11 protein-coding genes are annotated in these 13,501 nt (G+C 62.3%); 7 read left to right on the forward strand and 4 right to left on the reverse strand.

From position 1 onward, the window contains the following. Positions 1-14: 14 nt before the first annotated feature. The gene (gene hutC / locus VNZ65_RS07130; RefSeq protein ID WP_325667449.1) at positions 15-725 is read right to left on the reverse strand and encodes a histidine utilization repressor; all 711 of its coding nucleotides are present in this window, start codon (positions 723-725) and stop codon (positions 15-17) included. Between the two features lie 291 nt (positions 726-1,016). On the opposite strand from hutC, the gene hutU reads away from it, so the two are divergent. The 6 genes from hutU (at position 1,017) to hutG (ending at position 8,475) form a co-directional block, all read left to right on the forward strand. After that, on the forward strand, positions 1,017-2,714 hold the full coding sequence (hutU, locus tag VNZ65_RS07135) for a urocanate hydratase (RefSeq protein WP_325667450.1): 1,698 nt from the start codon (positions 1,017-1,019) through the stop codon (positions 2,712-2,714). 48 nt (positions 2,715-2,762) lie between these two features. Further along, the gene (gene hutH, locus VNZ65_RS07140) at positions 2,763-4,310 is read left to right on the forward strand and encodes a histidine ammonia-lyase (protein WP_325667451.1); all 1,548 of its coding nucleotides are present in this window, start codon (positions 2,763-2,765) and stop codon (positions 4,308-4,310) included. A 75-nt stretch (positions 4,311-4,385) separates the two neighbouring features. Beyond that, positions 4,386-4,955, forward strand: a complete 570-nt coding sequence (locus tag VNZ65_RS07145) for a HutD family protein (RefSeq protein ID WP_325667453.1) — start codon at positions 4,386-4,388, stop codon at positions 4,953-4,955. 25 nt (positions 4,956-4,980) lie between these two features. Continuing rightward, the gene (hutI, locus tag VNZ65_RS07150; RefSeq protein WP_325667455.1) at positions 4,981-6,249 is read left to right on the forward strand and encodes an imidazolonepropionase; all 1,269 of its coding nucleotides are present in this window, start codon (positions 4,981-4,983) and stop codon (positions 6,247-6,249) included. Further along, on the forward strand, positions 6,246-7,637 hold the full coding sequence (locus VNZ65_RS07155) for a formimidoylglutamate deiminase (RefSeq protein ID WP_325667457.1): 1,392 nt from the start codon (positions 6,246-6,248) through the stop codon (positions 7,635-7,637). The genes hutI and VNZ65_RS07155 overlap by 4 nt, the downstream gene beginning before the upstream one ends. Positions 7,638-7,674: 37 nt before the next feature. After that, positions 7,675-8,475 carry an N-formylglutamate deformylase gene (gene hutG / locus VNZ65_RS07160; RefSeq protein WP_325667459.1) on the forward strand — a complete coding sequence of 267 codons (801 nt, stop codon included), beginning with the start codon at positions 7,675-7,677 and terminating at the stop codon, positions 8,473-8,475. 20 nt (positions 8,476-8,495) lie between these two features. On the opposite strand, the gene cls is transcribed toward hutG, so the two are convergent. Beyond that, positions 8,496-9,836: a cardiolipin synthase gene (gene cls, locus VNZ65_RS07165; protein ID WP_325667461.1), complete on the reverse strand. Its 1,341-nt coding sequence runs from the start codon at positions 9,834-9,836 to the stop codon at positions 8,496-8,498. A gap of 120 nt (positions 9,837-9,956) precedes the next feature. Further along, positions 9,957-12,062, reverse strand: a complete 2,106-nt coding sequence (locus VNZ65_RS07170; protein WP_325667463.1) for a site-specific recombinase — start codon at positions 12,060-12,062, stop codon at positions 9,957-9,959. A gap of 115 nt (positions 12,063-12,177) precedes the next feature. Between VNZ65_RS07170 and aroQ the strand changes: the two genes are divergently transcribed. Further along, on the forward strand, positions 12,178-12,753 hold the full coding sequence (gene aroQ, locus VNZ65_RS07175) for a gamma subclass chorismate mutase AroQ (protein ID WP_325667465.1): 576 nt from the start codon (positions 12,178-12,180) through the stop codon (positions 12,751-12,753). 22 nt (positions 12,754-12,775) lie between these two features. On the opposite strand, the gene VNZ65_RS07180 is transcribed toward aroQ, so the two are convergent. Continuing rightward, positions 12,776-13,501 (reverse strand): SDR family NAD(P)-dependent oxidoreductase, encoded by a 726-nt coding sequence (locus VNZ65_RS07180; protein ID WP_325667550.1) that lies wholly within the window; start codon positions 13,499-13,501, stop codon positions 12,776-12,778.

The raw sequence follows: 13,501 nt of genomic DNA on the forward strand, positions 1-13,501 counted from the left end.
CGTCGCATCTTGTATTAGAAGCCGCCGGTAAACTGATACCTTGAACCGGGATGCCACAGCGTGACCGAAGTGGCTACCGTATCGTGCACCCAGGTGCGGCGCGACAGCAGCAGGCAGGGCTCGCCGGCTTCCATCTGCAGCAGCTTGCGCATGGCCGCTTCCGGCATTTTCGATTCGATGCTGTATTCGGCACGGTCAAGCGGCGCGATCTGCACCATGTAGTGGTTCGGCGTCACCAGGTGAAAATCCTGCTGCAGGTAGTCAGGAAACAGTTGCGGATTGGTGTAGCGGTCTTCCAGCTGGATCGGGATATCGTCGGCGAAGTGCACGATCACCGAATGGAATGCCGGTCCGGCGTCCAGCCCGAGCGCTTTCAGCGCCACCGGCGTGGTGCTGGCTTCCAGCGTCAGCACCTGGCTGCGGTAGCGATGGCCGCGCGCCACCAGTTCGTCGTCGATACTGCGGATTTCTACCAGAGTAGACTGGTATTTTCCCGGCGCGACATAGGTGCCGGAACCCTGGATGCGCACCAGCAGCTGGTTGTCGGTCAGTTCGCGCAGGGCGCGGTTGACGGTCATGCGCGACAGGTTGAACTGGATCATCAGTTCGCGTTCGGACGGGATCAGGTCGCCCGGCTTCCATTCGCCGCCGCGGATCTGCTGCAGCACATGGTCTTTGACTTGCTGGAATGCGGGAATTGCCTTTTTTTCTATTGCGCCATGCATATGCCGGCTCCTACTCAATAAATTTTCATCACGGATACTAACTCAGTTACCAGCGCAGTTGCCGACCAGCCAAGTATGCAAGTTCAAGCGCACTTGAAGTCAACATCTTTTTTGCAGGGTAGCGTATCGCGGCCCATTCGGGATAGCCGGAATCTGCTAACGAGTATGTGTAAATTCGATTGACTAAGTTGTATAGGCATTATATTTTACTGGACTATACAACTTGTTGTTTATTTTCGGGCGGTCAGGATAGCAAATCGGCGCACCGACATTTTTAAGGAGATTAGCCACATGACAACCAATACTGATCCACGGCGCGACCCCAGCCGCACCATCCGCGCCGCCCGCGGCACCACTCTGACCGCCAAGAGCTGGCTGACCGAAGCGCCGCTGCGCATGCTGATGAACAATCTCGACCCGGAAGTGGCCGAGCGGCCGAACGACCTGGTGGTGTATGGCGGCATCGGCCGTGCCGCGCGCGACTGGGCCTGTTTCGACAAGATCGTCGAAGCCCTGACTAATCTGAACGAAAACGAAACCCTGCTGATCCAGTCCGGCAAGCCGGTCGGCGTGTTCCAGACCCATGCCGATGCGCCGCGCGTATTGCTGGCCAATTCCAACCTGGTGCCGAAATGGGCGAACTGGGAGCACTTCAACGAACTCGACCGCAAGGGCTTGTTCATGTACGGCCAGATGACCGCCGGCAGCTGGATCTACATCGGCAGCCAAGGCATCGTGCAGGGCACTTTTGAAACCTTTGCCGAAGCCGGCCGCCAGCATTTCGGCGGCGATCTCTCCGGCCGCTGGATCCTGACCGCCGGCCTCGGCGGCATGGGCGGCGCCCAGCCGCTGGCGGCAACCCTGGCCGGCGCGGCGTCGCTGACTATCGAATGCAAGCAGTCCAGCATCGATTTCCGCCTGCGCACGCGCTACCTCGACAAGCAGGCCAAGAACCTGGACGACGCCCTCGACCTCATCAAATACCACACCGAACGCAAGGAAGCGATTTCCATCGGCCTGCTCGGCAATGCCGCTGAGGTGCTGCCGGAGCTGGTGAAGCGCGCCAAGGCCGGCGGCATCAAGCCCGACCTGGTGACCGACCAGACCTCGGCGCATGACCTGATCAACGGCTACCTGCCGCTCGGCTGGAGCGTCGAGCAATGGGTGGCGGCGCAAAACGATCCGTCGCAGCAGGCGCGGCTGACCGCCGATGCGGCCCATTCCTGCGCGCAGCATGTGCAGGCGATGCTGGATTTCCATGCGATGGGCATCAAGACCGTCGACTACGGCAACAACATCCGCCAGGTCGCCTTCGACCAGGGCGTCAAGAATGCCTTTGACTTCCCAGGCTTTGTGCCGGCCTATATCCGGCCCCTGTTCTGCGAGGGCAAAGGGCCGTTCCGCTGGGTGGCCCTGTCCGGCGATCCGGAAGACATCTACAAGACCGACGCCAAGATCAAGGAGCTGTTCCCGCAAAACAAGCACGTGCACCGCTGGCTGGACATGGCGCGCGAACGCATTTCCTTCCAGGGCTTGCCGGCGCGGATTTGCTGGCTGGGCCTGGGTGAGCGGCACATCGCCGGCCTCGCTTTCAATGAAATGGTGCGCAGCGGCGAGCTGAAAGCGCCGATCGTGATCGGCCGCGATCACCTGGATACCGGCTCGGTCGCCAGCCCTAACCGCGAAACGGAAAGCATGAAGGACGGCACCGACGCCGTCTCCGACTGGCCGTTGCTGAACGCCTTGCTGAATACCTCCGGCGGCGCCACCTGGGTCTCGCTGCATCACGGCGGCGGCGTCGGCATGGGTTATTCGCAGCATTCCGGCATGGTGATCGTCGCCGACGGCACCGATGCCGCCGCCAAGCGCCTGGCGCGGGTGCTGGTCAACGATTGCGCGTCCGGCGTCATGCGGCATGCCGATGCCGGCTATGAAGCGGCGATCGAGTGCGCCAAGCGCCACAATCTGAACCTGCCGATGATCAAGTGACTGGCTTTGCCATAAAATCGACTTCTGCAATACGCTAATCTGAAAGAAATGAATATGAAAACAACGTTGACTCTGCAACCGGGAAAAATGACCCTGGCAGAGATTCGCAGCATCTGGGCCGAAGCCGTTCCGCTGGCCTTGCCGCCATCCGCCTACGACGCCATCAATGCGTCTGCCGCCACCGTGGCGCGCATCGTCGAGCGTGGCGATGCCGCCTATGGCATCAATACCGGCTTCGGCAAGCTGGCCAAGACCCGTATCCCGGACGAGCAGCTGGAACTGCTGCAGCGTAACCTGATCCTCTCGCATTCGGTCGGCACTGGCGACCTTATCGACGATGGCGCCGTGCGCCTGATCCTGGCCATGAAAATCGCCAGCCTGGCGCGCGGTTTTTCCGGCATCCGGGCACAAGTGATCGATACCCTGCTGGCGATCTACAACGCCGGCATCATGCCATGCATCCCGGTCAAGGGTTCGGTCGGCGCTTCCGGCGACCTGGCGCCGCTGTCGCACATGACGCTGGCGATCCTGGGCGAAGGCCAGGTGCGGGTCGACGGCAAGCTGGCCGATGCCAAGGAAGCGCTGGCCAAGGCCGGCATCACGCCGATCGTGCTGGCGGCCAAGGAAGGCCTGGCGCTGATCAACGGCACCCAGGTCTCTACCGCGCTGACCTTGAACGGCCTGTTCCTGGCCGAGCGTGTGCTGGAAGCGGCTACCGTCACCGGTGCGCTGGCAGTGGATGCAGCGCGCGGCAGCGATGCGCCTTTCGATCCGCGCGTGCATGAAGTGCGCGGCCAGCCGGGGCAGATCGCCACGGCCAAGATCTATCGCCAGCTGCTGAGCGGCAGCGCGATCCGCCAATCGCACCTGGTCAACGACGAACGTGTGCAAGACCCATACAGCTTGCGCTGCCAGCCGCAGGTGATGGGGGCCTGCGTCGACATCATCGGCAACGCCGCGCGCACCTTGCTGATCGAAGCCAATGCCGTGACCGACAATCCGCTGATCTACGCCGAGCACGATGAAGTCATTTCCGGCGGCAATTTCCATGCCGAGCCGGTGGCTTTCGCTGCCGACACGCTGGCGCTGGCGATTGCCGAGATCGGCGCCTTGTCGGAACGCCGCATCGCACTGCTGATCGATTCCTCGCTGTCCGGGCTGCCGCCGTTCCTGGTGCAGTCGTCCGGCCTCAACTCCGGCTTCATGATCGCCCATGTGACGGCTGCCGCGCTGGCCTCCGAGAACAAGGCGCTGGCGCATCCGGCCAGCGTCGACAGCCTGCCGACTTCCGCCAACCAGGAAGACCACGTCAGCATGGCGACATTCGCCGGCCGCCGCCTGCATGAAATGGCGCACAATACAGCGACCATCGTGGCGATTGAATTGCTGGCGGCGGCGCAAGGCGTCGACTGCCACCTGCCGCTGACCACCTCGCCCATGCTGACCCAGGTGCACCAGCGTCTGCGCGAACTGGTAACGTTCTACGACAAGGACCGCTTCTTCGCACCGGATATCGAAGCCGCCAAACAGCTGGTGCTGCAAGGCGCAGTGAGCGACAGCTGCAAGGCCTTGTTTGCCGAGCTGTACAGCCGTTAAGCAAGCAAGAGGCGGACCGGGGAGCGCAGCGCCGCTCCCGGCCGGAACTATGCCACGCGTTTATAGAGCGAGCACATGAAACTGATCGAGTTTGAAGACTTGCCAGCGACGCCCTGGAAGAACGGCGGCGGCGTCACGCGCGAGCTGCATTGCCAGCCGGCGGGAGCGTCCTTCGACGATTTTTTATGGCGCGCCAGCATCGCCGACGTCAGCCGGTCCGGCGCCTTTTCCAGCTTTGCCGGCGTCGACCGCATCATCACCTTGCTGGAAGGCGAGGGCATGGACCTGGTTTCCGACAGCGGCAATCACGTATTGCTGTCGCGCCTGCAGCCGCATCGCTTTCGCGGCGAAGACCACGTCACGGCGGAACTGGCGGGCGGCGCCTGCCAGGATTTCAACCTGATGCTCAGGCGCGGCGCGGCCGCCGGCGAAGTCCGCGTGTGGTCCATTGATCAAGACCTGGAGCAGGGCTGCAACCTGCTGTTTTGCGTACAGGGACGCTGGGACGTGCTGGCGCAGGACGGCGAACACGCCACCCTGGAACCGCGCCAGAGCCTGGTCTGGGAGCAGCGGCCGGGCCAGGTGTCGCTGCGTTCCCTGAGCGCCGGCAGCATCCTGATCGGCGTCAACATCAATCTGCAATAGTGGAATAATGGAATAGGAAAACAGCATGGCGCACAGTTTATCCAAGCAAGCCGATGGCATCTGGTCCAACGCCAGGATCGCCGCCAGCGGCGATCCTGGCCAGGTCATTCTGGACGGCGCCATGGTAGTGCGCGGCGGCCTGATCGCCTGGCTTGGCGCCGCGGCTGAGCTGCCTGCCGAATACAGCAACGCGGACCTGGCACGGCACGATGCCGGCCAGCGCTGGATCACGCCGGGCCTGATCGATTGCCATACCCATCTCGTATACGGCGGCAACCGCGCCGACGAGTTTGCCTTGCGGCTGGCCGGCGCCAGCTACGAGGAGATCGCACGCAGCGGCGGCGGTATTGTGTCGACAGTGCGGGCGACGCGTGCAGCGGACGAGGACAGTCTGTTCCTGCAATCCGCGCGGCGCCTGGAAGCCTTGCTGGCGGAAGGCGTCACTACAGTTGAAATCAAATCCGGCTATGGCCTCGATCTGGCCAGCGAGCGCAAGATGCTGCGCGTGGCGCGTCGCCTCGGCGAACACTATCGGGTCACGGTGTACACCACCTTTCTCGGCGCCCATGCCTTGCCGCCCGAGTACCAGGGCCGCGCCGACGACTACATCACGCTGGTGTGCGAGGAAATGCTGCCGGCACTGCATGCGGAGGGCCTGGTCGATGCGGTCGACGTGTTTTGCGAGAACATCGGTTTTTCGGTAGCGCAGAGCGAGCGCGTATTCGCTGCCGCTGCCGCGCTCGGCTTGCCCGTAAAAATGCACGCCGACCAGCTCTCGAATATCGGCGGCACGCAGCTGGCGACGCGTTTCAAAGCCATCTCGGTGGATCATCTCGAACACCTGAATGAAGCCGATGTGCTGGCGATGAAGGAAAGCGGCACAGTTGCCGTGCTGCTGCCCGGCGCCTATTACTTTATCCGCGAAACCAGGCAGCCGCCGCTGGAACTGTTGCGCCGCCACGGCATACCAATCGCCGTTTCCACCGACAGCAATCCCGGCACCTCGCCGACCACTTCCTTGCTGCTGATGCTGAACATGGCTTGCACGCTGTTCCGCATGACGACAGCGGAAGCCTTACTGGGCGTTACCAGCCATGCCGCACGGGCCTTGGGCAAGGACGGCAGGCACGGCTTGCTGGCCGCAGGGCGCGCCGCCGATTTTGTGCTGTGGGATGTGGAGTCGCTGGCGGAACTGGCCTACTGGTCGGGACGCAATCCGTGCCACACGATAGTGCGCGGCGGCCGCTTCAGCCCGGCGCCGCCGCGGATAATTGATCAAGGAGCACATCCATGAAACCCGTCATCCGACAATTGATTGCCGACCGCGCCTTGCTGGCGGATGGCTGGCGCAACAACGTCCTGCTGGAGTGGGACGAACAAGGCGTCCTGACTTCGGTCCGCCCAGATGCAGAAACCTTAGCCCTGGCGCCGCGCGCCGCCGCGACGGTCTTGCCCGGCATCGTCAACCTGCATTCGCATGCGTTCCAGCGCGCCATGGCCGGGCTGACCGAATATCGCTCCAACCCCAGCGACAGTTTCTGGAGCTGGCGTACGTTGATGTACCAGTTTGCCGCTAAATTGTCGCCGGCCGACCTGAAGGCGGTGGCGCTGCAGCTGTATATCGAAATGCTGCAGGCCGGCTATACCTCGGTGTGCGAATTCCACTACCTTCATCATGACCGCGACGGCAAGCCTTACGCCAACCCGACAGAAAACCTGGTGTGCCTGATCGAGGCCGCCGAAGAAGCCGGCATCGGCCTGACCTTGCTGCCGGTGATGTATCAGTACAGCGGTTTCGGCGCCCAGCAGCCGCATGCGGGACAGGCGCGTTTCATCAACTCGCCGCAATGGATGATGGCAGCCCTGCAGCGGCTGCAGGCCGACCATCCGCAGCATGCCGGCTTGCGTTACGGCGTCGCGCCGCATTCGCTGCGCGCGGTGTCGCCGCAATCGCTGCAGCAGCTGCTGGCGGAACTCAGGCAGTGGGATGCGCAGGCGCCGGTACATATCCATATCGCCGAGCAGCGCAAGGAAGTGGAAGACGGCAGCGCCGCCCTGGGCGCGCCGCCGGTGGCCTGGCTGCTGGACAACATGGCGGTCGATCGCCATTGGTGCCTGGTGCACGCTACCCACATGACGCCGCAAGAAACCGCCGGCCTGGCGCGCAGCGGCGCCGTCGCCGGGATCTGCCCGACCACCGAGGCCAATCTGGGCGACGGTATCTTCAACGGTGTCGAGTATGCGGCTGCGCATGGCGCCTGGGGTGTCGGTTCGGACAGCCATATCAGCACCAGCCTGAGCGAAGAATTGCGTTTGTACGAATACAGCCAGCGCCTGCAGCATCGCCAGCGCAACATGCTGGTCGGCGAGCATGCCGCTTCGGTCGGCGCTTACCTGTATCGCCAGGCCTTGCACGGCGGCGCTACAGCGAGCGGCCGTAAAGCGGCGGGATTGCAGGTGGGGCAGCGCGCCGACTTGCTGGTGCTGGACCAGCAGCATGCGGATCTGGAAGGCAAGCAGGGCGATCAGCTGCTGGACAGTTTTGTGTTTTCCCACCATGGCCAGACGCCGGTGCGAGATGTGATGGTGGGCGGCCATTGGGTCATCAACGACCGCAAGCATCGCCTGCAAGAAACCAGCCTTGCCGCTTATGCGCGCAGCATGAAGAGCTTATTGGCTTAATATTGGCTTAACCTGCGACATTCTATCGAGTTCAATTATGGAAAAATTCCTGTTTCATCGCGGCAGCCTGCCGCTGCTGGTATCGATGCCGCACGCGGGCGAACATATTCCCGACGATATCCGGGCTGGCATGAGCGCGCCGGCGCTGGATATCGCCGATACCGACTGGCATATGCCGCAGCTGTATAGCTTCCTGCAGGAACTCGGCGCCTCGGTACTGGTAGCGACCCATTCGCGCTACGTCATCGATCTCAACCGCCCGCGCGACAACGTCAATCTCTATCCCGGCCAGGACACGACCGGCCTCTGTCCGGTGGACACCTTCCACAAGGAGCCCTTGTACCAGCCAGGCAAGGAGCCGGACGAGGCAGAAATACAGCGCCGCATCGCGCACTACTGGCAGCCTTATCACCAGCAGCTGCAGCAGGAGCTGCAACGCCTGCGCGGCGAGCACGGCGTCGCCATGCTGTGGGATGCGCATTCGATTGCTTCGGTGGTGCCGCGCTTCTTTGAAGGACGGCTGCCGGACCTGAACCTGGGCACGGCCTCGGGCACGTCCTGCGCACCGGAACTGGAACGGCAGCTGCTGCAGGTTGCGGTCGAGGCCGATGGCTACAGCCACGCCTTGAACGGCCGTTTCAAAGGCGGCCACATTACGCGCCACTACGGTAAGCCGCAGGACAACATCCACGCGATCCAGCTGGAGCAGGCGCAAATCACGTATATGGAAGAGCAGCTGCCGTTTGCCTTCAATCCGCAAAAGGCCGCCAAGGTGCAGCCGGTGTTGCGCCGCTTCATGGACGTCATGCTGGCCTGGGCTGACGCCCATCGCGCCTGAATAAGCGCATCTTAGCCGGCCTACAGCCAGTATCCCAGCGAGCGCGCGGCCCATTCTTTGATGCGGTCGGAAAACGGCCGCTGCTGCCATTGCTCCAAGGTGATTTGCAAGGACCCGCGCACATCTTCGCGGAAAGCCTTTTCCATCTCGCGCCCGAACTGGTCGTCGATGACGATCACGTTGGCTTCATAGTTGTGCAGGAAGCTGCGGATGTCCATATTGGCCGAGCCGACCGTGGACCAGCTGCCGTCGATCACCGCGGTCTTGGCGTGCAATACGGAGACCTGCAGCTGGTAGATGCGGATGCCGGCGCTCAGCAGCTGGGTATAGAACGACTGGCCGGCATGGAACACCAGGCCGCTGTCGATCACGCTGGGCAGGATCAGGCTGACATCGACCCCGCGCCTGGCGGCGGCGATCAGTGCATCCGCCAGCTGGCGGTCCGGCGTGAAGTAGGGTGTGGTGATGTGGATGCTCTTGCGTGCCTGCTGTATCGCCAGGATATAGGCTTTGTAGAGGCTGTAGTCGCCGTCCGGCTGGCTGCTCAGCACGTGCACCGTCTTGTCGCCGGCCGCTTCCAGCTTGGGAAAGTAATCCAGGTCAGGTAGATCCTCGGCGTGCTGGTTTCCCCAGGTTTGCAGGAACAGCAATTGCAGCGACGCTACCGCCGGGCCTTCTATCCGCACATGGGTGTCGCGCCAGCCGACCGGGCCGGCATCGCTGCGGTGGCGCGAACGGAACAGGGAGCTGTTGGCGTAGGCGGCACTGATATTGACGCCGCCGGTGAAACCGACCTTGCCGTCCACCACCAGGATCTTGCGGTGGTCGCGATGGTTCAGCTGCCAGCGGCCGAAACGTTTCAGCGGATTGACCGGATTGAACTCGACCAGGCGGATGCCGGAAGCTCGCATGCGCTCGAAAAATTCGGTCGGAGTGCCGATGCTGCCGACGCTGTCATAAATGATGTTGACCTGCACGCCGGCGCGCTGCTTCTCTATCAGCAGGTCGGCAAAGCGCTGGCCGAGCTGGTCCTGGTCGAAAATATAGGTTTCAAAATTGATCGTGCTGGTGGCCTGGCCGATGGCTTCGATCATCGCTGTCATGGTCTGCGGGCCGTCGAACAGCAGGCTGACCTTGTTGCCCTTGATGAGCGGACTGCCCGTGACCGCTTCTTCCATGGCCGCTAGCGCGTTCAGGCGCGACGAAGCATTCGCCGGCCCGCTGCTGGGCGTGGCGGGCTGCGGCAGCGTGGCGCTTAGCTGGCTGACATCGGGCAGGGTCGAGCAGGCCGCGGCCAGGAGGCACAGCAGTACGAGGGAAAAAAAACGAAAAGAGGGCAGCAAGGGCGGATCATTCAACATGTAAATTCATCTCTCGCGGCGTATTCATGATTGTTGCCGTTCGGATACTACCTTGTTGCTGCGCTTTTTGCTTGAATTCGTGTGAATGCGCAGGCCGGATCGGCCGGCCTGCGTTTGCCCTCAGGCGCTAGGGCTATTCCCGCTGTCCTCTGGAATCGGGACTCTCTTCGGTGGAATGAAGAAATCCTTGGGGCCTTTCAAAAAGCGCGAGAACACGGCCTTGGCCAGGATCCAGCCATGGCGGAAGCGCACCTGGCGTGCACGCAGCGCCACGAACAGCGCCAGCGAGAAGCTGACCCAGAGATTGACGGTGCCGATGGCGAGCACGCCGACCACGGAAACGACCGCGGTATGCCAGCCCATGTGATTGTCGAGGCCAACCAGTGCAGTGGCGAAGTTGGCCGCCGAAAAGGTGATGTGGCGGATATCGATCGGCAGGCCGAGCATGAAACCGATGGTGCCGATGGTGCCGAGCAGTATGCCGAAGTAGAAATTCCCCATCAGACCGCCCAGGTTGTGCTCCAGGTACTCGCCGAACCTGGCCAGGCGCGGCTGGCCCAGCAGCTTGCCCAGCCAGCGTGCGCGCGCCACCCGCTTGGCCATATGGGTGTAGAGGGCCTTGTTGTCGTAGTAGCCGGAAATCAGGCCGGCCAAGAACAGGCAGACGCCGGCAATCGCGGCATGGAACAGCGCCAGGCTGGCGAAGGGATCGATGTCCTGCAGCAGATGGGCAGCCTTGTCGGGCGTCACCAGGTGGTGGCCGAACAGGGCGTGGTAGCCGAGCGCGATCAGGTAGGCCATCGGGAAGGCCAGCAGCAGGTTGCCTGCCACCGCGATGAACTGGGTGCGTATCACCTTGGCGATCAGTTCCACCAGGCTGTCGATATCGATATTGCGGCCGTCGCGGCTTTGCAGGCCGGACGCGATGCGCGAGGCGGTCATGGCCGGCTGCTTGGTGGCGACCGTGAAATGCAGCACATGGATCAGCATGAAGCCGAGCGAATAATTCATGCTGAACAGGAAGGCTTCCACCAGCGGCGCCGCGCGCAGGTAGGAGGCCAGGATTTTCAGCATCGCCATGAAGCCGATGATGAAGCCGGCGCCGGCGGCGGAGCGGAACATGGCGCCGTACTCGCTGCGGTCTTCGGCAATATAGTGTTCGCCGGTGCGGCTGGCGTTTTCGGTGACGTTGCGCGCCAGCAGGTTGATATTGTCGGTGAACAGCTCACGTACCGCGTACTTGCGGTTATGTCCTTCGATCAGTTCCCGCCCCAAGGCAAGCGCTTCTGCCTCGTCGAGCGCGACCGGGCCTTCCTGCTTTTCGGTGTTCGGCGCGCTGATGCTGACTTCGCCGACGTCGACCAGGTTCAGCAGCTTGCGCAGGCGGGCGATGCTTTGCTCCAGCCTGACCAGCAGATAAGTGAGCGAGACGCTGCTGCCCATGCGCAGTGCATTCTTGCGGATCTTGAGGACGATGGTGTCGCACTGGTCGAGCATCACCGCCAGGTGGCGGGCGTCTTCCAGCGGCGGCAGATCGGCCAGCGGCACGGCGGAATCGGCTGCCGCCAGATGGTGGCGGTAGCTGTTCAGATACAGGTGCAGTTCGACATTCTGCATCAGGAACGGCGATTCGAATTCGTCGATGCTGGGATACAGCCTGAGCAGCGCCGGCTCCAGGCCCATGGCGCTGATGCGGTAGGAAAGGGTCTGGATCGCTTCCAGCAGTTCGCCGACGGTCTTGTGGCGGTCGATGGCGTCGCTGGCGGCATTGTTGTCGGCGTCGGTATAGGGCGCGGCCTGGCTCAGCAGGTCGAACAGGCTGAACCAGTCGTCGTTCGGCACAGCGTTGATCCAGATATAGTCGGTTTCGGCCGGCAACAGGCGGTCGAGGCAGTCGCGCAGATAATTTTCATCCAGCGCCGGCGGCAGCATGCGAAACGACAGACGCTGGAACAGTTCGGTAAAAAAGCCTGCGTTCGGCAAGATCCCGGTGTCGGTGTAAAGGCTGATCTGGCGCCGCGTCGAAAACAGCCGTAGTACATAATGGCGCAGGGCGCTCGCCTGGGCCGGCTCGCCATGCAACAGCTGCACCAGTATCCGCAGGTTCTCGGCCGCTTCCGTGGCAAGCTCCGGCTTGCGCGGACGCAAGGTCTTGATCAAGGCTACCAGATGACTGATGTCGTCGGTGTTGGGATCGGCGGCGATGAGTTTTAGTGTTGACAGCATGTAAAGTTTTATAGAATACGAAGTCGCTAGTGTACGTTCAGTTTAACTGGGCCGGCTTGCTGATATGAGCGGATCTTATGCGATTATGATGTTTATGAATGTTAAATAAAGAAATATGAGAACTACTATCTGGAAATTCCACGGTAAATTACTGGCCTGCCTGTCAATCTTTCTGCTGCTGGCGGCCTGCCAGCATTTGCCGCCGGCGCCGCATCCGGCTGATGCCGCAGCGGCTGACCATTTGCTGCAGCTGATAGCTCAGCGCCTTGACGTTGCCCCCATGGTGGCCAAGGCCAAATGGAATTCCGGCGGCGCCGTCAACGACCCGCCGCGCGAGCAATTGATCCTGGACGCCGTTACAGCGCAAGCGAGCGGCTTGGATGCAGTTTTTGTACGAAGGTTCTTCCAGGCTCAGTTTGATGCCGGTAAAGCCCTGCAGCTCGGCTTGCTGGCGCAATGGCGGCAGCAGGGCGCCGGCAAGTTCAGCGACGCCCCGGATCTCGGCCGCGATGTGCGGCCGCTGCTGGACAGCCTGACGCCGCAATTGATCGCTTCATTACGCCAGATGCAGCCGCTGCTGACCGAGCCCGGGATGAGGAGTTATATCGAAAACCGTTCTGCCAGTATCGTGCGCGCCGATTTTGACGGTTTGCCACGCCGCATGGCGGTGGCCGGGCTGTTCGCCAATTAATCCGGGGCGCTGCCAGGCCGTTTCATTTCCTGATCATGCGCCGCAATGGCGACGGCAGGCAGTTGAAGAGGCTGACCAGCCAGCGCATCTGCCAGGGAAAAATGCAGCGCGCCTGGCGCTGGGCGATGGCTTGGGTGATATGCGCCAGCGCTTGCCGTTCGGTCAGCAAAAATGGCTTGTGGCTGGCGTCGCCGTGATTCAGCGCGCGTAGCTTGGCAGTGTCGATATAACCCGGCACGATGGTCGTGACCGCAATCGAGAATGGCGCCAGTGCCTTGCGGTAGGTGTCGCACAAGGCGATAACCATGCGCTTGCTAGCGCTGTACAGCGAAGCGCCCGGGTAGTCGTGCAGCAAGCCGGCGATCGAGGCAATCGCCACCAACTGTCCCGCGCGCTGCTGCAGCATTTTAGCGGACGCCAGCTCGAACGCGTGATTCAGGCCGCTCACATTGGTTCGCAGCATCTGCAGCGCAGTGGCGGGATCGAGCTGGATGCTGGGCGTGTTGAAATAGAGGCCCGCCGTCACTATCAGCAAATCTAGCCCGGGGCCTGAAAAATCATCGATGGCTGCCGCCAGCGCGTTCTTGTCGGCGATGTCCAGCTGGTAGGCGCCGATAGCAGGATAGCGCTCGATGAGCTGCGGATCCAGGCGCTGCAGATCGCGGCCGCAGACGGCGACCTGCGCGCCAAGCGCCAGATAGTGCTGCGCCAGCGCCAATCCTATGCCGCTGGTGCCGCCGACAATCAT

Origin of the sequence: Collimonas sp. (assembly GCF_035566555.1) — a bacterium.
Classification (GTDB): domain Bacteria; phylum Pseudomonadota; class Gammaproteobacteria; order Burkholderiales; family Burkholderiaceae_D; genus Collimonas.

Coding starts and splice junctions, on each gene's coding strand:
- VNZ65_RS07170 (WP_325667463.1), bottom strand. CDS start 12,062: ATGCTGTCAACACTAAAACTCATCGCCGCCGATCCCAACACCGACGAC.
- hutG (WP_325667459.1), top strand. CDS start 7,675: ATGGAAAAATTCCTGTTTCATCGCGGCAGCCTGCCGCTGCTGGTATCG.
- hutH (WP_325667451.1), top strand. CDS start 2,763: ATGAATATGAAAACAACGTTGACTCTGCAACCGGGAAAAATGACCCTG.
- hutC (WP_325667449.1), bottom strand. CDS start 725: ATGCATGGCGCAATAGAAAAAAAGGCAATTCCCGCATTCCAGCAAGTC.
- aroQ (WP_325667465.1), top strand. CDS start 12,178: ATGAGAACTACTATCTGGAAATTCCACGGTAAATTACTGGCCTGCCTG.
- hutI (WP_325667455.1), top strand. CDS start 4,981: ATGGCGCACAGTTTATCCAAGCAAGCCGATGGCATCTGGTCCAACGCC.
- cls (WP_325667461.1), bottom strand. CDS start 9,836: ATGTTGAATGATCCGCCCTTGCTGCCCTCTTTTCGTTTTTTTTCCCTC.
- hutU (WP_325667450.1), top strand. CDS start 1,017: ATGACAACCAATACTGATCCACGGCGCGACCCCAGCCGCACCATCCGC.
- VNZ65_RS07145 (WP_325667453.1), top strand. CDS start 4,386: ATGAAACTGATCGAGTTTGAAGACTTGCCAGCGACGCCCTGGAAGAAC.
- VNZ65_RS07155 (WP_325667457.1), top strand. CDS start 6,246: ATGAAACCCGTCATCCGACAATTGATTGCCGACCGCGCCTTGCTGGCG.
- VNZ65_RS07180 (WP_325667550.1), bottom strand. CDS start 13,501: ATGATTGTCGGCGGCACCAGCGGCATAGGATTGGCGCTGGCGCAGCAC.